The organism is Paenibacillus kribbensis, assembly GCF_001705305.1.
Classification (GTDB): Bacteria; Bacillota; Bacilli; order Paenibacillales; family Paenibacillaceae; genus Paenibacillus; species Paenibacillus kribbensis_B.
In genome coordinates, this window is the sequence record NZ_MCBP01000005.1 from 46884 (window position 1) to 73001 (window position 26118).

At 46.8% G+C, this 26118-nt stretch carries 20 protein-coding genes, 1 tRNA gene and 1 pseudogene; 4 read left to right on the forward strand and 18 right to left on the reverse strand.

The window, feature by feature from the left end; translation table 11 throughout:
• Positions 1-87 precede the first annotated feature (87 nt).
• Positions 88-1401, reverse strand: a complete 1314-nt coding sequence (gene tig, locus BAZ21_RS11170) for a trigger factor (protein ID WP_068500085.1) — start codon at positions 1399-1401, stop codon at positions 88-90.
• 144 nt (positions 1402-1545) lie between these two features.
• Positions 1546-2481 (reverse strand): hypothetical protein, encoded by a 936-nt coding sequence (locus tag BAZ21_RS11175; protein WP_084011591.1) that lies wholly within the window; start codon positions 2479-2481, stop codon positions 1546-1548.
• Positions 2482-2715: 234 nt separating this feature from the next.
• Here BAZ21_RS11175 and BAZ21_RS11180 point away from each other — a divergent pair.
• A tRNA-Arg gene (locus BAZ21_RS11180) sits at positions 2716-2789 on the forward strand.
• 716 nt (positions 2790-3505) lie between these two features.
• Here the strand turns inward: BAZ21_RS11180 and BAZ21_RS11185 are convergent.
• From BAZ21_RS11185 to BAZ21_RS11200, 4 genes are read right to left on the reverse strand one after another with little or no spacing between them, the layout of a single operon-like run.
• Positions 3506-4258 (reverse strand): amino acid ABC transporter ATP-binding protein, encoded by a 753-nt coding sequence (locus tag BAZ21_RS11185; protein ID WP_068500088.1) that lies wholly within the window; start codon positions 4256-4258, stop codon positions 3506-3508.
• Positions 4259-5017 carry an amino acid ABC transporter permease gene (locus BAZ21_RS11190; RefSeq protein WP_068500907.1) on the reverse strand — a complete coding sequence of 253 codons (759 nt, stop codon included), beginning with the start codon at positions 5015-5017 and terminating at the stop codon, positions 4259-4261. It abuts the gene before it with no gap.
• Positions 5018-5066: 49 nt separating this feature from the next.
• A complete protein-coding gene (locus tag BAZ21_RS11195; RefSeq protein WP_068500091.1) occupies positions 5067-6401 on the reverse strand; it encodes a CapA family protein in 1335 nt (444 codons plus the stop codon).
• Positions 6402-6416: 15 nt separating this feature from the next.
• Positions 6417-7262: a transporter substrate-binding domain-containing protein gene (locus BAZ21_RS11200; protein WP_068500094.1), complete on the reverse strand. Its 846-nt coding sequence runs from the start codon at positions 7260-7262 to the stop codon at positions 6417-6419.
• Between the two features lie 368 nt (positions 7263-7630).
• On the opposite strand from BAZ21_RS11200, the pseudogene BAZ21_RS27845 reads away from it, so the two are divergent.
• Positions 7631-7864 (forward strand): annotated as a pseudogene (locus tag BAZ21_RS27845) (endonuclease/exonuclease/phosphatase family protein); the annotation flags it as partial.
• A gap of 105 nt (positions 7865-7969) precedes the next feature.
• Here the strand turns inward: BAZ21_RS27845 and BAZ21_RS11205 are convergent.
• From BAZ21_RS11205 to BAZ21_RS11225, 5 genes are all read right to left on the reverse strand, one after another.
• Entirely contained in the window at positions 7970-11203 is a 3234-nt protein-coding gene (locus tag BAZ21_RS11205) for a cellobiose phosphorylase (RefSeq protein ID WP_068500098.1), read from the reverse strand.
• A 19-nt stretch (positions 11204-11222) separates the two neighbouring features.
• Entirely contained in the window at positions 11223-12569 is a 1347-nt protein-coding gene (locus BAZ21_RS11210) for a GH1 family beta-glucosidase (protein WP_068500100.1), read from the reverse strand.
• Between the two features lie 23 nt (positions 12570-12592).
• Positions 12593-13411 (reverse strand): carbohydrate ABC transporter permease, encoded by an 819-nt coding sequence (locus BAZ21_RS11215; RefSeq protein ID WP_068500103.1) that lies wholly within the window; start codon positions 13409-13411, stop codon positions 12593-12595.
• The gene (locus tag BAZ21_RS11220; RefSeq protein WP_014277619.1) at positions 13411-14304 is read right to left on the reverse strand and encodes a carbohydrate ABC transporter permease; all 894 of its coding nucleotides are present in this window, start codon (positions 14302-14304) and stop codon (positions 13411-13413) included. The genes BAZ21_RS11215 and BAZ21_RS11220 overlap by 1 nt, the downstream gene beginning before the upstream one ends.
• 73 nt (positions 14305-14377) lie before the next feature.
• Positions 14378-15706: an ABC transporter substrate-binding protein gene (locus BAZ21_RS11225; protein WP_068500106.1), complete on the reverse strand. Its 1329-nt coding sequence runs from the start codon at positions 15704-15706 to the stop codon at positions 14378-14380.
• A gap of 296 nt (positions 15707-16002) precedes the next feature.
• Between BAZ21_RS11225 and BAZ21_RS11230 the strand changes: the two genes are divergently transcribed.
• The gene (locus BAZ21_RS11230; RefSeq protein WP_068500109.1) at positions 16003-17043 is read left to right on the forward strand and encodes a LacI family DNA-binding transcriptional regulator; all 1041 of its coding nucleotides are present in this window, start codon (positions 16003-16005) and stop codon (positions 17041-17043) included.
• Between the two features lie 119 nt (positions 17044-17162).
• Here the strand turns inward: BAZ21_RS11230 and glpK are convergent, their stop codons facing one another.
• Together glpK and BAZ21_RS11240 are read right to left on the reverse strand one after the other, a co-directional pair.
• Positions 17163-18656 (reverse strand): glycerol kinase GlpK, encoded by a 1494-nt coding sequence (gene glpK, locus BAZ21_RS11235; RefSeq protein ID WP_068500113.1) that lies wholly within the window; start codon positions 18654-18656, stop codon positions 17163-17165.
• A 31-nt stretch (positions 18657-18687) separates the two neighbouring features.
• Complete coding sequence (locus BAZ21_RS11240; protein ID WP_068500117.1) at positions 18688-19509, reverse strand: MIP/aquaporin family protein; 822 nt, start codon at positions 19507-19509, stop codon at positions 18688-18690.
• Between the two features lie 341 nt (positions 19510-19850).
• Here BAZ21_RS11240 and BAZ21_RS11245 point away from each other — a divergent pair, with 341 nt between their 5' ends.
• Positions 19851-21329 carry a PTS transporter subunit EIIC gene (locus tag BAZ21_RS11245; protein WP_068500120.1) on the forward strand — a complete coding sequence of 493 codons (1479 nt, stop codon included), beginning with the start codon at positions 19851-19853 and terminating at the stop codon, positions 21327-21329.
• 146 nt (positions 21330-21475) lie between these two features.
• Here the strand turns inward: BAZ21_RS11245 and BAZ21_RS11250 are convergent, their stop codons facing one another.
• From BAZ21_RS11250 to BAZ21_RS11270, 5 genes are all read right to left on the reverse strand, one after another.
• On the reverse strand, positions 21476-22597 hold the full coding sequence (locus BAZ21_RS11250; RefSeq protein WP_068500123.1) for an acyltransferase family protein: 1122 nt from the start codon (positions 22595-22597) through the stop codon (positions 21476-21478).
• A gap of 87 nt (positions 22598-22684) precedes the next feature.
• Entirely contained in the window at positions 22685-23305 is a 621-nt protein-coding gene (locus BAZ21_RS11255; protein WP_068500125.1) for a malonate decarboxylase holo-ACP synthase, read from the reverse strand.
• The gene (mdcD, locus tag BAZ21_RS11260; protein ID WP_068500128.1) at positions 23299-24972 is read right to left on the reverse strand and encodes a biotin-independent malonate decarboxylase subunit beta; all 1674 of its coding nucleotides are present in this window, start codon (positions 24970-24972) and stop codon (positions 23299-23301) included. Before mdcD ends, BAZ21_RS11255 begins: the two co-directional genes overlap by 7 nt.
• Positions 24962-25261, reverse strand: coding sequence for a malonate decarboxylase subunit delta (locus BAZ21_RS11265; protein WP_068500130.1), 300 nt, complete (start codon positions 25259-25261; stop codon positions 24962-24964). The genes mdcD and BAZ21_RS11265 overlap by 11 nt, the downstream gene beginning before the upstream one ends.
• Positions 25262-25289: 28 nt before the next feature.
• Entirely contained in the window at positions 25290-26114 is an 825-nt protein-coding gene (locus BAZ21_RS11270; protein WP_068500134.1) for a triphosphoribosyl-dephospho-CoA synthase, read from the reverse strand.
• Between the last annotated feature and the right edge of the window lie 4 nt (positions 26115-26118).

Consider the following 26118-nt stretch of genomic DNA (forward strand, 5'->3'; position numbering starts at 1 on the left):
CACGTAACTTTCACTACGTGCCTTATCCCTATCTAATTACTACGTTGCATCCTGTTACAGCATACCCCGTATATTTTATCGTTTGAATTACTCAGCAGCTGCAGCTGGCGCTTCAACTTCTTTGCTGTTTTCCACCAGCAAAGCAATTGTTTTGCGCAGTGAGATCTCTTCTTTCAAGTTGGCGAACGAGCCATTACTTTCCAGAATGCTGCGGATTTCTTCAACAGAACGTTTGTAAGCATCAGCCATGTTTTTCAGCTCTTCATCAATTTCCGCTTCGGAAACTTCGATGTTTTCCGCCTTAGCCACTTGCTCCAGCACGAGGTTGTTACGTACGCGCTTCTCAGCATCAGCTTTCATTTGCCCTTCCAGATCTTCCTTGCTTTGACCGGAGAAGCCGAGGAACATTTCAAGGTTCATGCCTTGGCTGCGCAGACGGTTGTCGAAATCGCGAACCATGTTTTGCACTTCACTCTTGACCATTGCTTCAGGAATGTCGATTGTTGCGTTCTCAGCAACTTTCTCCACTACAGCACCCTCACGAGCTGCTTTAGCTTCATTTTCCTTACGCTCCAGCAATTGCTTTTTCAGGTCTTCCTTGAATTCAGCCAGTGTGTCAAATTCACTTACATCTTTAGCAAATTCATCGTCCAGTTCAGGAAGAACTTTGCGTTTCAGCTCATGAACTTTCACTTTGAATACAGCTTGTTTACCAGCCAGGTCAGCAGAATGGTAGTTCTCAGGGAACGTTACTTCAACGTCCTTGGAATCGCCAGTGTGTAAACCAATCACTTGATCTTCAAAGCCAGGGATGAAGGTGTTGGAGCCCAGCTCCAGAGAATACTTCTCAGCTTGTCCGCCTTCGAACTGCACGCCATCTACGGAACCGTCGAAGTCGATAATAGCTGTATCGCCGGATTGAGCAGCATCTTCATCAACGACAACCAATTCAGCATGACGTTGTTGCAGGCGCTCCAGCTCTTGAGTCAATTCTTCGTCGCTTACTTCAAGTTTACTTACAGGCACTTCTACGCCTTTGTACTCGCCCAAAGTAACTTCAGGTTTAACTGTAACCTTCGCTTTAAATTTGAAAGATTCGCCTTTAGCAAATTGATCAATTTCAACATCCGGGCTATCAACCGGGAAAATGTCCGTTTGCTCTACAGCTTGGCCGTAAGCTTCTGGCAGCAGGATGTCGATTGCATCCTGATACAAGCTTTCAATACCGTAGCGTTTTTCAAAAATAGGACGTGGTACCTTTCCTTTACGGAATCCTGGTACACTTACTTGCTTTACCACTTTATTAAAAGCTTTGTCGAGTGCAGCGGCTACACGATCCGCGTTAACCTCAACTTCAAGAACCCCAAGGTTCTTCTCTATTTTCTCCCAAGTTGCTTTCATTTTATGCTTTCCCCTCCAACAAAATCTTCACTTAGTTTTCATTTCAATCAACGCACACAAAATAACCATTATAGTATATCTAACATTACTGTCTTTTTCAAGAGCAGCCCTTTGAATGCTTTACAGGTAAACGTTTCCGGTCATTCAAGGAGTATTCATTCCCGTAGCTACAAAGAGCCTCATTGACCGATACGCCTGCTCAAAACGGAAGCGCAGCGCATCTGTAATGCCGTAAATAGCACGTGTTTCTTCCTCATTGTTGCTTCCACCCAAACTCTCCGAAACCGTCTGGTGGAGAGCTGCCGCCCAAATATCCGACATTCCGTCCTCTTCCACCAGCATCGATCTGTAATCTTTCGTACCATACACAGCCATTACAAACTGCGACCACAGCTCCTGCGCAAAATAGAACAGCGTAGGTTCATGCACCTCGGTCTGATCGGCTACCCGCTCCAAGATACGCGTAATCTGTTCAGGAAAATCACCCGGCTGAAGCGGAACAGTTTCAATATCAATCTCCGCTTTTTCATCTCCCCGTCTGATTTCTATTGTCCCTTCCATTCCGCGTCGTCGCATTGTCTGCAAAATTCGGAATTGGAGGAGAGGATGGATTTCCCGTTCTTTTATCCAGCGAAGCAAGGCATCGTCAATTTCCGGCAGCTCCAGATAGGACAACTGCTCAAGTGCTAAAATCGTCTGTTCGGATAATGGTCCATCCATAGCTATCTGCAGCAGCTTATTGCCATACCCTGCATCCTGCTCTTGCTTAAAGCGTGCATGGCGGCGAGCCAATTCTACTTCGCCCACCTCGTCTTCTTCCACAACGTCCGTTACTCCCCCATTGTCAACATACTGTGGAAAGGCAGCTTCCAGCCATTGTAATAGAGCATCCCATTCATCGTATTGTTTCTGCTCCTGTCCCTGACACTGCATTAAAAAACGCAGCATCGCCATCGCCTCTCCGTAACGTTCGTTTTCAAGCATCACAGTAAGTTGAATTTGATAATAGTCCAGTGTCTTTGGAAACAATACAATATTATTTTCTTTTGTCGTCACCTTGGAGTCCTTTATTAAAGGCACCCCCTCTCCCCCGTAAGCTAAAGTATTTGTAGATTATATGAGAAACAGCAGCTTAAGTCCAACCACTCGTCTTCTACATATTCACCTGTATTCTAACATACCCTTTTATAAGGCAAAAAAACCACGCCTACTTTGACTTTATGCTGCACAAAGTCAGAAAAATCAAATAATATAGGAAATAAGACTTGAATCTTGTGTATCCATGTGATATATTAATATTCGCCTGAATTTTATGTCCCAGTAGCTCAGCTGGATAGAGCAACGGCCTTCTAAGCCGTCGGTCGGGGGTTCGAATCCCTCCTGGGACGTATAGATAAAAAGCTTCTTTCTTAAGAAGCTTTTTTTCGTTCCAGTGGGATGAGAACCCCCTTAGGGGGACGTCGGAGCTTTGGCATCGTTAGTATTTTCTTCGCAGTCTCGACCGTAGGGAGAGTATCCCTCCTGGGACGTATAGACAAAAATTCCTAATTAGGAATTTTTTTCCGTTCCAGCGGGATGAGACCCCCCCTAGGGGGGCGTCGGAGCATAAGCTTCGTTAGCATTTACAAACTATTTTAATTTAGAAAAGCTGTTTCCACTATGCCGGCTTAGCGCTATTGGAGACAGCTATTTTTGTGTGCAGATTCATGGCTTGCTAGCAACTGCCCTTTTAAAAAACACAGAGATTGCTCTCATCTATCTTGTTCCTCATATAGTTATTTCATTATATGTGCTTATCCCAACCGAGGATATATTCAATTACACCGCTTGAGAGCCTGTGGACCAAAGGATTTTATACTTATCTTAAAGAAACAAATCCCGATATTTTTTGTGTACAGGAAACCAAGCTTCCATTCTGTCGATCTCCGAACAGGTCGGCTTTTAGTCCATTTCCAGCTTCGACCGATGCTTCTCCAAGTTTATGGGAGAGTAGCCCAAACAATGGCGGAAAGGGGCACAATCCGCCAAAGCATCTTTATTGGAGTTTACTGGATGGGTTTAAAAAAGACGCTCCGGGAGCGATTCCGGGGCGTCTGTTCGAATATCAAGCACCGCTTACTTTTGTGCGGAAATAATTTTGCAGGAATTCCTTTGCTCTTTGCGATTTAGGATGGTTAAACACCTCATCCGGAGTACCTTCCTCAATAATTTTCCCCTTATCCAAAAAGAGCACCTTGTTTGCCACTTCATACACAAAATTCATCTCGTGTGAAACAAGAATCATGGTTTGGCCGCTTGCCGCTGTTCTTTTAATGGTTTGCAGCACCTCTCCCACCAGTTCAGGATCAAGCGCGGAGGTCGGCTCATCCACAAGTAACAGCTTGGGTTTCATGGCAAGAGCGCGGGCAATCCCGACACGCTGCTGCTGCCCCCCGGACAAATGCTTTGGATAATAATGAGCGCGGTCGGAAAGCCCCACCTGCTCCAGTTGTTCTTCTGCAAGTTTGCTTGCTTCACTGTCTTTCATTTTTTTAACAATTTTTAAGCCTTCTTTTACATTTTCCAACGCTGTTCGATGCTGAAAAAGATTGAAATGCTGAAAAACCATCGCTGTTTGCTGTCGGAGCTCCAAGCGCTGTTTGTTCGTAATTGTGCTGAAATCGACCTTAAACCCGTTCAGGTCAAGCTCGCCTTGGTCTGCTTTTTCCAAGCAGTTCAATGAACGCAAAAAGGTAGATTTTCCGGCGCCCGACGAACCAATCAGCGCCACTACATCTCCCTTTTCAATCTCAACGGATATATCATCCAGAATTAAATTGTGATGGAAGGATTTTGACAAATGGCTTACCTTGATCATTTAAATCTCCCTCTTTCCCAAGGAAAACCACCGGCCCCGGATCGTGTTTGCTGGGCCCGGATCTGGAATCGAAAACCGTTTTTCCAGATATCGGAGTACCTGTTCGATGATAATCGTCAGCACCCAATAAATAAGCGCCAGGGCCAGATAGACCTCGAAGAACCGGAACGTGCTTCCAGAAATGATCTTTCCTTGTGCTGTCATTTCTATAACCCCTGCAACAAACGCCAAAGAAGTGCCTTTCAGCAAGCCGATTAACGCATTCCCCAGCGGTGGAATTGCAACAACCAGCGCTTCAGGAAGAATCACTCGTCTTAATACCTGTAAATAGGTCATGCCCAGCGATTCGGCCGCTTCAATTTGTCCCTTGTTTACGGATTGCAGAGCTGCACGGATCGTTTCAGAATTATAAGCCGATTCATTGATAGCAAAGGTCACTAAAACAAACAGCATCGCAGGAAGATGATTAATATTATAGTTTGTCCCATATTGCTCATTAATGAATCTTAAAAGAAGCGGAATTCCGTTATAAGTCAAATAAAGCTGTACAATCATGGGAGTACCCCGTATAAACGAGATAAACACAGTAACAATTTGGCTCAAAACGGGAATTTTTTTCATACGAATAATAGCGAGTATCAAGCCTAAAACAAGGCCCACAATCATTGAAATAAAAGTGATTTGCAGACTCACAGGAAGAACCTTTAACAGACTAGGAATCGATGTGAAAACCGCATTGATATCAAAAATTTTTCCCATGAAGCTTTGCATTCCTTCCACGTTCATTTTCTGCTCGCAGTAAATTTCCTTATCTCAATTCTTTCAGCGTTAAACGCTCACCCTCGTATACGATTTCTGTTCTGTATCGCTCTTGGCTAATTGCGTTTAGTCGTTCAACGAGTGACGCAGTCCCTTCTTCTGATGCCAATACGGGCAGACCGCGTTTGGTTACGGAAGGATGGGTGAGCTGGAGATCAATCGGAATCAACTCATAGCTGAACCGCTGCTCCTCCAGGCTGAGATCAAATAAAACCAAGAAATTTTCAGAAAATTTCCGATCACTATAAAACCCCTGCCAATTTCCTTCACTGTCTTTGGTTCTATTTTTATGGAGGGTAGACGGAACTTCGTTTTCGGCATAACCATAGGAAGCAAACATTTCCGGAGAGATGATCGATTCCCCTGCTTCAAATTCCATGAACAGACTGCCCAGGTTGTAGAAAATCGGTTGACCCCGATACAACTCCACCCCTCTGGTAAAGTGTGCCCCATGTCCAAAAACGCAATGCGCGCCTGCATCAATTGCATAATGCGCGAAAGTTTCAATAAACTCTGCGGGATAATCGGAATACCAGTTTTCATTTTCCCCTTCATGGGTGTGTAGATTTACAAAAACAAAATCACTGCGTTCCTTGGCATCTCGAATAGAGCGAAGGATTTCCTGTTGATCAGTTTCGTGTGCTGTGGTTTTGACCCGCGGATGATCTCCTTTTTCAAAGGTCAGATATCCTTCAAATAAAGAGCCAAATTCAAACTGGCTGTCCGAGTTGCTTTTCAGAGTTTCGATTCTTTTGCCTTCAGCCATGCTGGAAGCAATACCAATTCGCTCACTGATCTCTTTCAAGGTTTCAAAATCCTGCTCATTAACGACATACTTGCGCGACCATCGCAGCGGATTTACTCCCGGACGGCCCTGAACCCCGTTCCCAGGGTTGGATGCTGCAAAAACCTCACTTCTTGTTACGTCAATGGTAATCATGGCAATCCGGCCATCCGGAGTATCAATAAACACCGGTTTACGGGCATCATGCAAGCTCAAGCCTACTCCCAAGGGGATCAATCCGCGGCTTTCCATCTCTTCGATTGTGTCAACTATCCCCTCAACTCCATAATCGCCCGTATGATTATTCGCAAAGCTGACATAGCGGATATTGAGGTTTTTGAATTCGTCCAATGCCTTTGGACGCACACTTGTCTGGTAGCCTCTCCCGGAAGCTGGAACGGTGTTTTTCCGGGGGGTTACAAACTCCGCATTGGTAAATACCTCATCGGCATCTTTTAGTAGGACAAGAAGATTTGGATCAATAGTTTTATATAAGTTACTGCTGGAAAATAGCGCATCTCCTGAGACTAAAAATTTCATCGAATCATCCCTATCTTATTTTTCAATTAATTCTTTCTTTGGCAAGTAATCTCCACCCAGCTGCTCTTCACTAATTTTCTTCAAGGTTCCATCTTGATAGATTTCCTTGATTCGCTTATTGACAGCATCCAGCAAGCTGCTATCTGCTGATTTGGAAAATAAGATATAGGAGCCCGGATCGCTATTTTCAGTAGAAAACGGTACAATTTTCAGATTGGTAAAGCCATGTTCCCGGATTGCTTTTTCCGCCGAAACACGAGAAATAATACGGACATCATATCGTCCTTCTTCAATACCTTCAAACTGCTTCACAAAATTTTCATCTGTATAGATAATTTCGGCCTTCGCATTCGGATGTTCCTCATTATAGTTTTCAAGAAGGGTTGCGCCAGAGTTTCCTACTTCGGTTACTGCTTTATAACCACTCAGATCCTGAATCGATTTCAACTTCTCATCGTCCTTACGAACAACAAACACATTGGCGTTTTCGATAATAGGCAGAGAAAAATTATATTTCTCACGTCTTTTCGCGTTGGAGCTGAAATTGTTCGCTCCCAGTTGGTAGCGTCCATTATCCAGCCCATTTAAAATTCCTTCAAATTCAGTAAGCTCGATATCCAGTTTATATTGAGGAAGACCTTCAAAAATTGCCCGGAGGACTTCAACATCATATCCCGTCAGTTTGCCATCCTTATCATAGCTGAATGGATTGCTGACCCCACTGGTAGCGGCAACCACAGTTGTTTGTTTCGTCTCTTTGTCTGGTTGTGATGCAGTATCCTCCGCAGCTTTACTTCCACATCCTGCAACTACAACCGCCAAAAATAATGAAAATATTCCCAGCAAAAAGCGCTTTTTCATTTTAATTTTCTCCCCTCGTATATAACGGAAAATTCGTATAGCATATATAACACATTAGTTTAGTGTGAAATAATTATGGCATGGGTTATTTACAGTGTCAAGGTTAAACGACAGTTGGATTAGTACTTTGGAAACCGGTATATACTCGTTTGGCAAATGGTGGGTGCAACTCTATGCAAAGGCGATGCATATTATCAGAATAATAACTAGCAGCAGTCCACTGTTCAGGCCGAATTGCATCATATATATAATTTTATTGCTGTTCTTCAGGTATTGTTTCAATAATGTCTCTGCCTTTATTAGGAAGAGATTTTTCACCTTCATAGATGACGTTTTCGTTAACCGTAACCGTCTTGGTTTTATTGTCCCTCGCCGCCGGATTCACCGACACTTTCAGATACTTTTATCCTGACCGGAGGGATGTGTATTCCTGGTAGTCCTACATGCCGAAGGTGAGAGAACGGAACATCGGCTGGCGGATCGACTACTTCCTCGTCTCGGACAGACTTCGCCCGCTATTAATAGATGCAAGCATAGATTGCCATATTACGGGTAGCGACCACTACCCTATTATACTCGATATGGCGGATATTTCAGCATAACCCCCCCCCTGACACAAGGACTTATGAAGACTGAAAAAGCCGTCATGCCCGTTTGTTGCAGCATGACGGCTTAAATTATAACGATAAAATAGGCTTGCAATCGAGCTATTTCCCCAAATACACCTCGATACGGGAAACCAGCCGACTTCTCACATCCTGCGCCTCTTGCTGACCCAGTACCGCCCGATCTACTGTCTTCTTTTCGCCACTGGCGTAATGCAGCACATACCGGGTCACCGTGCTGTCCGGCGCATAGGTATCCTTGCGATCCGTATTAAAATAAGTCACCTGACAACTTCCGAGAAAACAGAAGGATAACTCTCCTGTATCTGTGAACAGCCAGCCAGGCAGCTTGGGCTCCAGCTTCAAGGACAGACCCGAATGATCATAACCAAAAGGCTTCCCGCCCGTCATCATCCAAAGCCACATATGAATAAATTCCGCCGTAGATCCACTCAGCCTCGCAATATATCCTGTGCCATGCAAACTTGCATCAGGATTAGCACTGCTAGCAATAAAAGAGCTGTTTTCCAGCGTGCTTCTCCCGTAAACCTTGGCATCCATAAAAGGCGGCAACGCTTTTTTGATATCAGAAAAAAATTCACTGTAAAGCCCCATCCTCAAGCACTCAAGCAAGTATTTATATTCCATATGCATAAATATAGATTCATTTTCCAGCCAACCCGGCGTAAAGGCTGTGGAACGACCGAGCTCAAACGGCTGCTCCGCCAGACTTTCATTCACTTTATACATCCCCAGCTTTCTGTCGTAAAGGGCGCTCTGCCTGATTTGCCTGTACAGCTTCCGCCCATTTACAATGTCTCCAGCCACCTTCATCGCCCGGGTCGGTCCCTCCAGAAAATACGGCATATCCTTACGTTCAAAGGAATGTATGCTTACAAGCTTGCCACCGTACTCATCCTCCCGTACCTCGAATTCTCTAGCTTCATAATAAAAGAAGGTGGGGTATATCCCTTCACCTATGAGCAAAGCCCTTCCCATCCCCTGTTGAAGCTTACGTTCGGCCTGGAGCAAAAACATCAGCACATCCTTTAAAGCAAGTAGTGCTTCTGTCCCTTCAAATCCAAAACGAACCGTTTCGCGGTACGCTTCTCTAGCATCCGAAATCCGTGACCAGAAGCCATAATCCTTACGTTCATTCCCGGCTTCAGACTCATCAGAATCGTGATAGTACTCCTCAACTGCGAGCTCCAGCTGTTGAATTAATCTGGCCACCTCTAACGGCAGCCGCAGCACAGAATCTCCCGAAAGCTTCTTCTGTGCATGTATTAAAAATTTCACGAGCCGCTGTAATTCGCACAGTTCACTAAAGCCGGAAGCAAACAGCCCCGGAAGACCGTTCATGGAATCATTCCATCCCGGCTTGCCCGCCTCCATCTCAATTCCCAAGCCCTCCGGGTCCAGCGTGGACAGCTTGACGGCTGCCAATGACAGCAGCTTTTCGTACAAATTGGACTTGTAAATCTCTCCGCTTCCATGCCCGGTTCGAACCCAATGAACATCGCGATCCCTTGCGCCCAGTTGAGCTTCTTTCTCCTTACTTTCTATGATCGCCCCATGCTGACGAATACGCCCGTCCATCATTTGCACATATTTGCTTCGACGCGGCTGAACCCATGCCGGACTGTCGTAATACATATACTCTCTGGTCGCGAGCAGGAGTTCCTCCATCTTGTCCGGATAGATGCTCAGGTAGCTTTCGATCAGATCCGTGTTATAGGTCCAATGGTCAATCCAGAAGCCCTCACCAAAATCAGCCTCGTAGCATTGCTCGGAATGCTTGAGTGCTTCGGTCACAAATGTCTCAACCGTTTGTTTTAGTGCGATGTTATGGCGAATCACATGCTGAATCAGCTCACCCGGTGTGAACGACGATTGGAAAAAAGCACGCATAGACAGATGATCCGCCGCCTCCACCTGTTCCAGCAACGGTTCCAGCTCCCGCACTTGAAAGCTGCATCCCTTTACCACGAGCGGATTATAGCCGTCCGGCTGAATTAGGCTCATAAACATACGGATATTGAAATCTCCTACACCGGGATTAAACCACACATCATTTCTCCGGTTCTGGTTCGCATCGCGGAAATTACCATTTCCTTGAGAATAATATCCCGCCTGGAGCTTAAAAAAATTATAGTCCCGTTCCAGATCCCCATGCTTGCGCGAAAATACATGATATACAAACGGGGACTCCGTGCCGTTGTCCAGCAACAATGGATAACCACCGCGTAACAGATTGTCCAGATAGCTCTGACGGCAGTATTCGTCAAACAACGGAATGGACGTCCGCGTTACCATATCCTCCGTCAACTCTTCGGTCACCGCTTTGGCTTCCTCCATCTTCCGCTCGATATAAGGGATGGTTGCAATTTCCGAAATCCGTTCATTTATAGATTGAATATCATCTACATGCCCGATGATCGTACAGTGATTGATGGCTGTACCTGCCTTCAATAGAGCCGTATAACCGCTAAACCCACATGGCACTTTATTCGTCGTCACAGGCTGCTGTGAAATCAGGGCTTCGACGTGTGTATGAATAAAACGGTCAGGGAAGGTCAGTGCCGTATTTTCACCAAATATAACGGACGGATCGACAATTGGACTCAATAGTCTGATGTCGCCCTCCTGCTGCACAAAGCTGTACATAAAATGTCCCGCTGCAATTTGATGAACCTCACTTGTATCCGCCGTACTGCCACGCACCTTGTAGTAAGGAATGCTATTTTTCAGATTATATACATCCATCCAGCTTTTTAGTGTATGTCCAAGCTCCTTGTAGGCCGCATTGTCAATGCCAAAGGGCAGCACGGCAGGCATGCCGTCCAGCGCCTCCACTTCAAGCTCCTGAGCGGAATGATTGACAATCTCAACCTTGCGCACCAAAGCAGCATAGCTTTCATTGGGGAGCGTGAAATATTGCACACGTATCTCCAGCCCGCTGTCCGGATTCGAGCTATGGATTTCCAGCATATGGCGGGATATCAGCATTTTTTGCTGTTCACGCTCCGAAGGACACACAGCCGAAAACGGCTCCGCATAAATCCACTTATTCTGCTTCTTCACCTTTAAAAACGTGCGGAAGCTGTGTAGCGGCACGAGACTATAGCTTCGGTTGGCCGGGAAAAACTCCATGATCGCTCCATTTTTATCCTCCACACCAAAGCTTGCGATTCCTTGTCCACGGTTAACATAATACGCCCACAGTGGAATCCCCTGAACACCGGCAATACCAGGCAGAAAACTGGAAAAGGGCTTGGCCTGCGCATAATTTTCAATCACAAAACGCCCTTGATCGTCAAAATAATACCGCTGCATCGTACACCCCTTTTTCTGTCTACAACCCGTTATTCGCCATCACTTGCTTGAACCACAGCGCACTTTGTTTGGGTGTTCGTTCCTGCGTTTCGTAATTGACATGTATAATACCAAAACGTTTGCTGTAGCCCCAGGCCCATTCAAAGTTATCAAGGAATGACCAGACAAAATAACCCTTGAGCTGGCCTCCCTCTTCGATAAAGCGATGGCATGCCTTTAAATGCTCTTCAATATAGTGCTGACGCCCGGTGTCCTCAATTCTCCCGTTCATCAGCTCATCCTTCATTGCTGCTCCATTTTCCGTAATTAAAATGGGTATGCCCTTGGTAAAATCCTTCTCAATCCGCGTCAGCAGCTTATAAAAGGATTCGGGATGAATCTCCCATCCCATATCCGTTACCGGCTCCTCGATGCGAACCTGCTCCACCTGCAGCAACGATGCGTCTGTAGTCGCTCGAATGACGCTGCGAGCATAATAGTTGATGCCCACAAAATCCCCTGGCTGCTGAATCAGCTCCATATCACCGGGCTGTACAAAATCCAGTTCATTCAGATCCGCCCAGTACCATTCCACCATATCCTCAGGATATTTCCCGTTAAACAACGGATCGGCAAACCAACGATTAATATAGCCATCCCGCCGGACGGCAGCGGCTACATCCTCGGGGTGTTCGGAAGCTGCATCCACATGTTCCATGTTCAGCGTAATACCGATGCTGCCCGTCAGTCCCTTTTCCTTGTGTAAATTCATGGCTATCCCGTGACACATCAGAATATGATGGGCGGCAGTAAAGGCTTCCCTCCAGTTCTGATGGCCGGGGGCATGCTCTCCTGTGCCATAGCCCAATATGGAAGCGCAATAGGGCTCATTTATCGTATTCCACCAGCTTATACGTTGTCCAAATCGATCCATTAATATAGAGGCATAGGTTTTAAAATGCCGAACAATATCACGATGCGTCCAACCGCCCTCATCCTCGATCCACTGCGGAAGATCCCAATGATACAGCGTCAGCATCGGAATGAGCCCGGCCGACTCAATCTCATCCAGCAGGCGCTCATAGAAGAGCAACCCCTGTTCGTTAACCACCCCGGGTGCGGGAATAATGCGCGGCCAGGCCACGGAAAAACGGTAATGTAAAAAGCCAAGCTGCTTCATTAATTGCACGTCTTCTTTAAAGCGGTGAACATGGTCACAAGCCATATCTCCGCTGTCACCGTCTATCACCTTCCCTGGCACTTGACAGAACGTATCCCAAATGGAAGGCGTTCTTCCGCCCTCAGCGACACCACCTTCAATTTGATAAGAAGAGGTTGAGGTTCCCCACATAAACGTGGCTGGAAATAAAAAGGTATTCTCACTCATACTCGGTATCATCCTTCCTGAAATCAAGACTTCACAGCTCCAGCCATTGCACCGCCGACAATAAAGCGCTGGAGGAAAATATACAGAATAACCAGCGGTAGTGTAACAATCAGAATACCGCAAGCCAGTAGCGGCCAGTTGTTCATATATTGTCCGTAGAAGGAGAACAATCCCTTGGTCACTGGCTGATACGCGGGATCAGACAAATAAATGGTAGGACCTATAATGTCGTTCCACGCTCCGATTGCTGTCAAAATAATGCCCGTTGCCAGCACCGGCTTCATCAGCGGTACAAGAATCGTAAACAAATAGCGGGAATACCCGCACCCGTCCATTGCAGCCGCTTCATCGAGCTCTCGGGAGACAGACTTGATATATCCCACAAACATCAGGAAGGCAATGCCGGTACCCGTGGTTTTCAGCAAAATAAAACCAAGCTGCGTATTGTACAGTCCCAGACTATTAATGAGAGCAAATTGCGGAATCAGCGGGTTCGGGAGATACATGGATATCAGGAAAAACACATAAAAGAAGGTGCTGAACTTGACGTATCCCCGCGCCAGTGGAAAAGCTGCAAACACGGATATTACCAACGTTAAGAGCGTAGATACTCCCGTATACAAAATACTGTTCCACATGTACTGGTAGAAATTCCCTTTTTTCCAGGCATCCATGAAATTCTCCAAGCGCAGACTCTTGGCTATAGCCACAGGATCAATCAGATACTCACTCTGAGTCTTCATCGATACATTAAAGAGGTAGAAAAGCGGGAATAAATATAACGAAAGCATGAGCAGTACGATGATGTAGCTCAGTAGTTTGGTTCCTTTGGAGCTGCTCATTACATTTCTACCTCCCTTCTGCGCAAGTAATACAGGGCAATCATCGACACCGTAAATACGAACAGGAACTGGATCATAGCTACTGCAGAAGCAAGGCCGTAATCCGCCGTACCGGAGCCGAAGGCTGTTGCATACACATCAAACGCAAGCGTCGTCGTGTTGAATTTACCACCTGTCAGCACATAAATAATGTCAAAGGTTTGCAAGGCTCCGATAATGGACAGCAGCATGTTGACTGTAAAGGACGGCGCAATCATCGGAAAGGTAATATTTTTGAACGCTTTCCACCCGGAAGCGCCGTCCATATATCCTGCTTCATATAAATCATTGGGAATGGATTGCAGTCCGGCTAAGAAAATAGTCATCGAGTAACCCATGTACATCCAAATTTGTACGAAAATAATCAGTTCAAAGGCAATATCATAATCTCCGAAAAAGTTGGAGCTGGTTCCAAAAAAGTTCATCATGGCTTGCGCAGGACCGCCAAGCGGATTGGCAATCAACTGCCAGATCAGGCCGGATACCGTTACCCCAAGCACAACAGGCAGGAAAAATACAGCGCGGTAAAATACATCCCCTTTGAGCTTTTTATTAATAAGGATGGCCATGAACAGCCCTACGGCATTTTGAATCACAACCACTGCTACGGCAAAATATAAGGAACGACCAATAGAAGCGATACGATCCCCTGAATCAGAGGAGGTAAAGAAGGTCGTATAATTCTCGAATCCGACAAAATTCCATGATTGTCCCGGAACACCTGATGCATCTGTAAAGGAAAACAGTACGGTTACCATGGAGGGACCAAAGCCAAGAAGCAAATAGAGCAGCACCGGAATACTCAGCAAGAGATACGGCATTAACCGGGCCGCACCCTTTCCGAAGGGATACATGGGCCTCACACCTTTTTACATTATTATGGGAGCTTTACCGTTGCCAATCTGCGCTCATGCAAAGCCTGTTGATTTATTTAGGGGCTGCCGCATCCCAGTCTGCCTGAGATTTTTGGGCAAGCTCCAATGGTGTCTTGAGCGGACCCGCAGGTGCCAGAAATTCCGCATGTACGCTGGCATCCTTAATGTACTGTCCAACATTTTTACGATTAATAAACAGCTGATCCCAAGAGAGCTTGAAGTTTTCCAGTGAAGGCTGAATTTCATTAACAAATTCACTGCTTATCTTCACGTCAGGCTGTGTGGGCAAAAATCCGGCGGCGTTCACAAAATCCGTGTAGTTCTGCTTCTCGGAGAGCATTTCAAGCCATTTGATCGCATAATCCTTGTTGGGTGATTTTTCCAATACCATCCATGTCATATCGTACTTGCCTGCAAGGTTTTTATTTTTGGCAGGATCATTGCTGCCCGGAATTGGGAAATAACCAAATTTCATCTCTGGATTGGCTGTCTGGATCGTAGTAGCATCCCACGTGCCATCCGCAATCATAGCTACACGCCCTGTAGCAAACAAACTTGGCAAGGTCCCGTAGTCAATCCCCATAAATCCACCAATGGCATTGTTCATCAATATTTGTGTTTTTTCCAGCACCTCAAGCTGGACGGGGTCTGTCAGTTTCGTCTTCCCTGTCCACAGCCCTTTGATATATTCCAGCTGATCATCATGAATAGAGGCCTGAAGCCCTTGGACAGCAAGATTAATAGGCCATACATCCTTACCGCCAAAACCAATCGGTTCTACGCCGTTATCCTTGAGCACCTTCATCACATGTACCAACTCATCCCAAGTCGTGGGTACAGCAAGATTATATTTTTCAAAAATCTCTTTGTTGTAGAACAAACCTGTCAGTGCCACCTTACCCATATTCACACCATATACCTTGTCCTTATAGGTCATGGCATTTTTGACATCTGTAGGATTATAGTTTTTTATAAAAGCCTGATCCGACAGATCGGCTATAAGTCCTCCGTCAATCCACTGCTTCCACATTGGATCAGCTGCTCCCTTGGACCATTCCTGCGGAGCGCCTACGAAGCTGAATTTCAGAGGAATAATGTCTGCATCACCGGATGAACCAGCATTCATACGTGTTTGCATCAGTTGATCATACGTTGAGTCAGCAGGTACCGTCGTATACTCCACCTGAACATCCGGGTACTTCTCTTCAAACTTTTTATTAAATTCCTTTATATAGTTATTAATATTCTCCTGCTGCCAATGAATAATCTTTAATGTGACCTTTTTATTCCCGTCCTGTGCAGCTCCGCTACCTTTACCACAAGCGGCCAACACAACAATTAAAGCGGTTACAAGAAGTAATGAAAAACTCTTTTTTAACATTGCAGAATCCCCCCATATAATCTTAAAATAAATGCATTTATACATTACGAAAGCAGTTTCGTTACTTACATTTACCATTATGTAACGAATGATCTGTATTTGTAAATAGAGATTTGCGAAATAACAAAAAAAACATAAACCATCTCCAAAATAAACTTTCATTCCCATGATGTGCTAAACTATTCTCCTAAGAGTACAGTTGACTCTCCTCTATGAGGTAGCATAGAATACGAGTAACCATTAAATTTAGATTGCAAAGTTAATTCAACTAAACCAGTTTAGTTTCGGAGGATTTCATGAATATAAAAACAATAGCTAGTATGGCAGGCGTTTCGGTGGCAACGGTTTCGAAAATCATCAACAATTACACGGATATCAGTGAGGAAACCCGGCAGCGGGTTCTTAAAATAATGGAGGAAACAGGCTATAGACCCTCCTCCTCGGCCAAAACGCTTGCTACTAAAAAATCCAATCTGGTAGGCGTTATATTCGCTGGCAAGCTGAATGTCGATTTTAGCCATCCTTTTTTTGTAGATATCATTAATGTCTTCAAAAAACAGATTGGCTTGCTCGGTTACGATCTGTTGTTTTTTTCAAATGAAAAATTTCTGGATAGTGGAGAGGACTATTTGGCTCGTTCGAAATATTTTTCAGTGGACGGGTGCATTATTATTGCTGGAGATGAAGTGGAAAAGAGCGTTTTTGATCTCGACGCCAGTCCCATTCCCTGCATCGGTGTCGATATTGAACTAACCGGAGCCAATTCCTGCTACATTATGTCCGACAATCAGAAGATTTCCATGAAGGTTGTTGAGCATTTTTACATGAATGGCTATCGTGATCTAGGTTTTATAGGCATTGAACGCCCGTCCCTGGTTATTAAAGAAAGAGAAGAAGCCTTTATCACGTCACTAAAACGGTTTAGCCTTGAGGTCAGACCTGAATGGTTTGTGTATGGCAAGGACTACGCGGCAGAAGATGGATACCAGATCGCGAAGGCGTGGGTACAGCAAGGAGAATTGCCAAAGGCTATTTTTGCGGCTACCGACCTGCTTGCCTTTGGTGCCATCCGTGCTTTCAAGGAAAGCGGCTTGAGAGTACCCGAGGATATAGCTGTGGTGGGATGTGACGATATAGAAGCCTGTCGTTATACCGACCCTCCACTAACCACAGTAAAGCAAGACACACAAAAAATAGGCCGTCTAGCCGCAATGGTACTGTTCGACCTGATGAAGAAACAGATGGAGACAAAATGTATTAAGATAGAACCGGAGCTGGTCATCCGCAGTTCCTGCGGAGCTCGGCAAAATTGGAACCCTGCGCTGGTCAAGGGTTAACATTAATGAAAATAGGGAGTTACCTCAGACTTACATGACTGTGCCCCGCAGGATGGACACTTTTTACTCAAAGTAGCCATCTTGTGGGGCATCTGTATTTTAATCTGAGTAACTAAAAGCTATTTGTAGGCCATCGCCGCGTTTACGGCCTTTTTCCAGCCTTCATACAAGCTGGCTCGCGTTGTCTCATCCATCGTAGGGACAAAAGTACGTTCCGCCCTCACACGCTTGCGAAGCTCATCCATACTCTTCCAGTATCCAATCGCCAAACCTGCCAGACATGCGGCACCCAGTGCCGTCGTCTCATGAATAACAGGCCGCTCCACCGTAGCATCCAAAATATCGCTCTGGAATTGCATCAGGAAATTGTTCAGTACAGCGCCTCCATCCACCCGCAGCATTTTCACAGCAATGCCGGAATCGATCTCCATCGCCGTAAGCACATCCTTCGTCTGATATGCAAGTGACTCCAATGTGGCACGGATAAAATGCTCCTTTGTAGTTCCCCGTGTCAGTCCGAACATCGCTCCACGCACCTCACTATCCCAGTAGGGACTGCCCAGTCCGACAAAAGCAGGCACAAGATACACCCCTTCTGTAGAGGATACACGGGCCGCATAGGGCTCACTATCCTTCGCTTCCCGGAACATGCGCAGACCGTCGCGCAGCCACTGAATCGCAGAGCCTGCTACAAACACGCTCCCCTCCAGCGCATATTGCACTTTGCCTTCCTCCAGCCCCCATGCGATGGTTGTAATGAGACCATGCTTGGATTCCACTGGTTCATCCCCCGTATTCATCAGCATAAAGCAGCCTGTGCCGTAAGTATTTTTGATCATCCCTTTTTCGTAACAAGCCTGACCGAACAAAGCTGCCTGCTGGTCACCCGCTGCACCGGCAATCGGTATATTCTGACCAAAGAAATGATAATCCACCGTGTGCGCATAGACCTCAGAGGAAGGTCTCACCTCAGGCAGCATGATTTTGGGCACACCTAGAATGTCGAGCAGTTCTTCATCCCACTTGAGCTCATAAATGTTATACATCAGCGTCCGGGCTGCATTGGAGTAGTCCGTCACATGCGCGGTTCCACCAGAAAGCTTCCAGATCAGCCACGAATCAATCGTGCCGAATAACAAGTCGCCCCGCTCTGCCTTTTCCCTCGCACCCTCCACATGGTCCAGTATCCACTTCACTTTGGTACCGGAAAAATACGGATCGATCAGCAGCCCTGTTTTACTGTGAAACAGCTCCTCATGCCCTTGCCGCTTCAATTCCTCGCAGATGTCCGAGGTTTGGCGCGACTGCCATACGAGCACATTGTACACAGGCAATCCCGTATTTTTGTCCCATACGACTACCGATTCCCGCTGGTTAGTGATACCGATGGCGGCAACCTGGTTTGCCTTTACACCGGATTCGGAAAGACAGGATGCGATGACTCCCAAAATGGAACTCCAGATTTCATTTGCATTCTGCTCCACCCAGCCGGGGTGGGGAAAATATTGCGGAAATTCCCGTTGAGCGGAATACACCACATCTCCTTCTTTATTGAACAAAATCGCTCTTGAGCTTGTCGTTCCTTGATCCAGTGACAAAATATATTTTTCCATCGTTCATCTCTCCCCTGTAAATCAATCCATTTTATACGGTTAGTTTGTTGGTGATAGAGCTTTTATAAGTACGACTGAAACGGAAGGTAACCAGTAATACAATCACAATGATGCCTAGCATAATCCAAAAAGCCGGACTTGCATATCCTTTAAACACAGCCTGGTAGAACAGCCCTCCGAAAGAGCCACCCAGCAGTGGTCCTACAATGGGCACCCACGCATATTTCCAGCCGGATGCTCCCTTGCCGGGAATCGGTAGTAAATAATGTACAAGACGCGGGCCAAAATCCCTCGCCGGATTAATGGCATAGCCCGTCGTCCCGCCAAGGGATAAACCGATACTCACTACCAGAAAGCCCACAATCAACGGATGCAGGCCCTCTGTAAATGAATTTGCGCCAAGCGACTGTAAAGCAAGAACAAAGATGAAAGTACCTATCATTTCACTAAGCACGTTGGCGAATGGATGATCCATAGCTGGTCCTGTGGCAAATACACCAAGTTTGGTGGCTGCGTCCTCCGTCTCTTTCCAATGGGGCCAATAATGCAAAACCACAATCACAGCACCCGCCATGGCACCAAGAACCTGAGCCACAATATAGCCGGGAACGTCTTGCCATGGAAAGACACCCTGAAATGCCAACGCCAGCGTCACCGCCGGATTCAAATGCGCTCCGCTGATTTGACCTACGGCATACACTGCAATAGCAACCGCGAGTCCCCATCCCATTCCGATGACAATCCAGCCGGAAGCGTGGGCAAATGATTTTTTCAGGGATACCCCTGCGCACACTCCGCTACCCAGAACAATCAAAATCATCGTCCCTATAAACTCGGCTGCGTATGGCGACATACAACCTACCTCCTCAATAGACCACCCGATTTTTAATCGCTTTCATCGCGCGTCAAAAAAAGAAAAGCCATCACAAACCGCTCCCGTGTTTAGCATGGGATGTCTGCGTGGCTCTCCTGTCTCCATCACGATTATTAACTTAAATTTGATATTATATAAGCATGTAAGCGATGTCAACTACAAATTTACATTGTTCTATGTATCCAAATAATCGTTGACCATGTCAGATTCTTCGCTTTATGATGTAAAAAAATGGGTAGCTTGGCGGCTCTTTTTGGTTGTCGGCACATATTTCAGAGAGAACATATTGCTCCCAAATCGATGATGAAGGGAAGAAGGTTATGCTGAAATTACTGCAAAAAATCGGAAAGTCTTTAATGCTTCCAGTAGCCACACTACCCGCGGCTGGAATTTTGCAAGGGCTGGCTCTGATCAACTATGAGACGGATATTCCGCTTGGCTCTGCGGTAGGCGGCTTTTTGAATCATTATGTCACTCCTTTTTTGAACGAAGGCGCGGGCGCCATCTTCGGCAACCTGGCATTAATCTTTGCCATCGGTGTTGCGATCGGCCTGGCAGGGGATGCGGTAGCCGCACTATCCGCAGTCATCGCCTATATGGTGCTGACCCGTATTTTGGCGGCAGTACCAGGCATTTTCGCATATATCCCCGATGACGTTAAGCTGGATATGGGGGTGCTGGGTGGCATTTTTATCGGTGGATGGTCCGCTTATCTGTTCAAAAAATATCATAACATCCAGCTTCCGGATTGGCTCGGCTTCTTCTCCGGCAAACGTTTCGTTCCCATGATTACCGCCTTCACCACCATGATCTTGGGCGTTTTATTCGGCATGATCTGGAGCCCGGTACAAGATGCGATTGCGACCTTCGGCAACTGGATCGTCGGCTTCGGCGGAATAGGATCGATGGTGTTCATGATTGCCAATCGGCTGCTGATCCCGCTCGGTCTGCACCATGTACTAAACTCGATCGCGTGGTTTCAGATTGGTGACTATACGAATGCAGCTGGCGAGGTTGTCCATGGTGACCTGACCCGTTTCTTTGCAGGCGATAAATCGGCGGGTCTATTCATGTCCGGCTTCTTCCCCATTATGATGTTCGCTCTCCCGGCAGCCGCCCTCGCATTCATCCACACAGCCAAACCTGAAAAACGCAAAGCGGTCGCTTCTATTTTCATCGGATCTGCGCTTGCATCGTTTTTGACCGGAATTACCGAGCCCCTCGAATTTTCTTTTATGTTCATTGCACCGTTGCTTTATGGCATCCATGCGCTGCTTACAGGTCTGAGTGGCCTGATCATGTACCTGCTGGATGTCAAACTCGGCTTTTCTTTTTCAGCAGGCCTCATCGACTATTTGGTCAACATGAAGCTGTCCACCCACCCGCTGCGAATGATTGCAGTCGGTCTGGCTTTTGCCATCGTATATTATTTCCTGTTCCGGTTTATCATTGTCAAATTCAATCTCAAAACCCCCGGGCGTGAAGACGATGTAGAAGACAGCCTCCTTTCGGATACGAGCCAAGCCATATCCATTGAAAAGCCAGAAGCCCCATTGGACAGCCAAACGAGCTATGCAGAAAAAATACTGGCCCAGCTTGGCGGTTCGGACAACATCCAAAGCATTGATGCATGTATTACACGGCTGCGGCTGGTTGTCAAAGACGAAAAAGCGGTTAACGACCAAGCTCTCAAGCAGCTCGGAGCTTCGGGAATTATCAGGCTTGGCAGCGGTGCAATACAGGTGATTTTCGGTACTCGGTCCGAAATTCTGAAGGATGAAATACAGCGGTTGATGTAAGCAAGTTCAGGTTCACAAAAAGGGTATCTCTTCAATCATCGAGATACCCTTATGGGTTGCCGTTAATCTGCTAATAACTTAAATACAATAAATTATAGTGTCATATACACGATGTTACATGTATTGTTTATTTTTAAGCACTTATCTTAGTGATTGGTGCTGTGTGCTCCTTTTTGTCTCAGAAATACCCCCTCAGCCCACACCTTTATCTGCGCAAAGGCATAAACGATGCCGAAGGAGCAGGCCACAGTCGATAGATAAACCAAGAGTAGCCCCACGAAGAAAGGAAGCTGGCTTATCAAGTCACCAAACAAGCGCAGCACGATGACCAGAATGAATACATTCGCTGTAAAGGCTCGGTACGCGTAAGTAGATAACCATTTGTAATAGGGAAGTGAACGGGAATTCACGCTGATCAGATGCCTTGCCAGCATGTAAATCAGGAATATCACTACCAGACTGTACAAGGTCATGGACGGCTTCAGATAAATCAGATTTCCGAAGGACATATCCTCAAATCCAAAACCGAAAAATTCATGATTTGTCCAAATGAGAATAAGAAGCATTACTGGAATGAGTATGAACTGAATCCGGCGAAGCACTCCGTCGAACTGTTTCTTATATACCCAAGCGATTCCACCTAGTAAAGCATAAATAAAATAGCTAACGAAAAAGCGGTCAAGGTAACGCAGACTAATCGCATATGCTCCTCGGAATACGAAGGTATCGTACATCCATAGCCACGCTCCGAAGATCACGAAGCTCACAATAAGCAGCGGAATGACCCGCTTAGGCTTAGCCAGGTATTTGTAGCAGATGAAAATAAGGACTGGCATCAGCACTTGAAATTGCAACATCATCACCGTGTACCAAAACTGTGATGATGCATTACCGAGCACAAATGACTCGATGAGCGTCCAGAATGATGTAACGTGCTGATTAACCTGAATTTCCGGGAAGAAAATTAAGCCAGCCGCTGCCCACAGTAAATAAGGAATCACGAGCTCACCGAATTTTTCCTTGTAAAAATGGGATACCTTCGTATGCTGATTATTTTTCACCATCCCATATACAATGGCAAAAATAAAGACTGGCGCAGTATACTTTACTATATTGAAAATGACGCCTAATAAGGCTAGGTCATCATTAGTGTGTGCATACTTCAGAAACATTCCCAGAACGCTTTGCAGGATCGCTCCGCTGACGGCAAACACCTTCAAGATGTCGCTTTCATTAATATTAACTTTTTGGGCTGTAGTGTTTTCCATAATACGCACTTCCCCTTTGAGAGCTTATGTTTGCATACATCAAATGGTCGTGCATTCCTCCCTTTTGCCGTTGGTATAGTACATCCATCATTGCCAAGGATTGCGGACGAGCTTCGGACCTGAAGAAGTTCGCAGCACCACGGTGCTGGCCCGTCTCTCAAGAATTTCGCGCAGGACGTAGGCACCGTCTCTTGTCTCCAATTGAATGTCAATTCGAACACCCAGATGCTCCAACTTGTGCACAAGTCTTTCAGCTGCTGCATAATCAATAACCTCTGAACCATCTATAACAAGGTCAAGATCACTCGTTTCCTTCACAGTTGGGTATTGCGTTACTATTTCGAATCCCGCACTTCCCACTGGTCCCCAGCGCCAATCCAGCATGATTTCTGCTAACAAATCCATCACCTGCAGGACAGGCTGTTGCCGTCTTGTTGCAGATAAAGAGTTCCACATCTGGCGCTCTGCTATCGCATAAGGAGACACGAGCTGGCACACGCCCTCCGGGCCAAGCAAGGCAGATTCCCGTTGATTTCGCTCTGTTCCACGTATTCCGACAGGAATACAACCATCCACCGACGGTTCAGCCCTGCGAACGACTACAAAGGGGGCCCGCCTCAGCGAGGCGGTTACCCACTCCTTGTCTTCGTAGAAGGAGAGATATTTCAAATTGGACACTTCAATCAGATCATGTGGCCGAATTACCATTGCTCCAAAAGCGCTTGTCGCACGTTATTAGTTGCTGTACGCCCACCTGCCAGAGCTTCCTTGGTCTGCAAGCGGAAGCTAAGGTCACGAGGCGCACCTTTCGTACTCTCAATAGCCTCGGAAATGGTCCGTTCCACAATGGCTACATCACTGTTCTGTGGATCGTCCGCTTGGATTCCGCTCAGCAGCGAATATAGTGCTCCCAGAGTACTGTAGCTGCGCACATCGTAGGCCATGGCTGGAACTTTCTTGGTAGCTTCATCAAGCTCGGCAATCGTCCGCTTGGTGATTCGGGCAGCAGAAGCCTTGGACATGGCCTGAATATTGACCTTGCTGTCATCCAGTGCTATCAAACGATTCGATTGCAGCCCATGCGCGAGGAAGCCTCCGGAAATCGCGTTACCGACGATCACACCGATGACCGGATGACCCTCTAATCTAGCGGTAGCATAAGCATCTGCACTTGCAGCGAGGGCAAGGCTGATGCCGACCATTTCTTCCTTATAGCCGTAGGCTTGACTCGGTACATCAATGATGGCAATGATCGGACGTTTGGCTTCTTTTTTCTCATCCTGACGGATTGCGTCCTTGATGACTTGAGCCACCGTCCAGCCTTCAAGCATACCGACCTCACCGTTTCTGACACGCGGGAATCGGTTGGAGGTATCCGGAACAATGGCGATATATCTGCACAATTGCCCGTTCTTTTCCACGTCGGCCGCAAGTACGGAAGGAACATCGCTGACTGGGTGAGTAATGCCCGTCAAGCGGGAGAACCAGCGATAACCTCTACTGTCCGAAATGTCGGCCGCGCCCTCTTTTGCCAGCGGGACAGGCTGTTGCACAGGCTGTATCTGCTTGTAAAATTCGCGATAGCGCTCAGGTGTCCAAGGTTCTGTAGGTTCAAGATTGCTTAACAGGGTCAGATAGAAATCGATTTGCTCTGTTTTAGCAGGCTTTGCCGGTGCCTTGAGCGCAGTATCAATCGCTTCGATAACTGCATCCGTCGTATCTTCCACCACTTCGTCAATCAATCCGGTATGGAAGCGCTGGTTGACTCCGATTGTGTTCCAAATCAAGGCTTTGTCGCTTGAATCGAACTCCATCACCCCTGCTTCCTGCTCAATGACCTCCGGACCGTTCAGACCGAGGCGCGCTTTCTTCGTAGCAATCAGAGTGGTAAACAATTCTGCAGTAATGGACATTCCCCCAAATGCCCCTACGCGGCCCGGGATCAGTCCGATAACAGGAACGTATTTACGCAGAGCAACGACCTGGGTGGCAATCTCCGAAATCGACAACAACCCATAGTTCGCTTCCTGTAGCCGAACGCCCCCTGTATCGAAGATCATGATGGGATATAGTTTGTTCCCTCTCTCATTCTCTTTCAGTGCCAGTTCAAGCGCTCCGGAAATTTTGGCCCCGCTGACTTCTCCAATCCCGCCTCCTTGAAAAGCGCCTTCCATCGAAATGATCAAGACCTTCTGTCTGTGTATTTCACCAAGACCCAGAATGATTCCATCATCACTCTGAGGAACAATGCCTTGCGGCTCCAGGTGGGGGGATTGGATTTGGTCCAACGGCCCAAGCAACTCCCGGAAAGTCCCCTCGTCCAGTAACGCTCTGGCTCTCTCGCGTCCATTCAGCTCCACAAAACTATTCTGCATAGTCAAGCACCTCCAGCACTTGCGTAAATCTAAGCATTACTACACCCGGAGTAGCTCCGAAGTCATGAACTGTAATATTGGCAGTAATCGGATAACGGTTAAAAAAACGGGTCAGCACATTCTCCCATACTTGTCCAAATCCTTCACTGCCTGTTAAAATGCTGACGTTGGTGGTCTGGCCTTCCACAGGCTCTACAATAATCTCCAAATCCCCCGAACCGACAACACCGATATGTGCCGGCTTACGGATAGTCTTCGTAGTCTGGTATTGAAACTGTAATTTTTCCATCCTTCAGAAACACCTCCAATTAAAAGTATCAATCGATAAGAAATAATGTGGCAGCTAGCAGGTCGGCACTTCCTCCGGGTGAGAGTTGTCTAACATTGCAATACTCGGACAAGCGGTAGAGCAGCTTTCTGCCCGTCTGGGTTCTGAATCCGTCTGCTGCAAGGAACGCTGCGGACATTCTCTGAATCGCCGTCAGATCCGACAACTGACCGCGGTGCAGGATACAGGTATCATCCACACTTGCCATCAAGGCCACTAAAGCTTCTATGCGTGCTTCCACCTCTGTCTTCCCACAAGCCCTGGCGCGCAGCAAAGCAGGCAAAGCTTCGTCCCGGATGTGCGGAAAGCCTAGCTTCGCTTCTTCCTCTGCCCCCACTACCGCGTATTTCTTCTTAACCGATTGTCCATTCGTCTGCTGCACCGGGCGATACCGATCATGGAACGATGCGATTCTTCCTGCAATGCTCATAATCTGATGCGGGTCCCGTTCCCTTGGAAAGGCTGCCCGTGCACTGGTTAAAAGGCCAAGGGCCCAAATGGCACCCTTATGTGTATTGACACCGTTCGTTGCACGGAGCATCACCTTCTCGCCTTCCCGCCCGATTAGAGCTATCTGCTCGCGCAAAGTCTGGTCCACCGGGTGAAGGTATGACACAATGGCTATTTCCCGAAACGTATCCTCCAATACTCTTGCGGATGCAAGCATCAGATCGATGGACATATCTGTATGAGAGCCATTGTCTCTGGCATCGACAAGTCCAGGCTTGGGCGTAAGAAGAGCCTCTTCCGTCAATGCCTTTACAGCTTTGGCAGCCAGAGAAGCCGCGAAAGCTGAATGCTTCATCGTGAGCATGGCT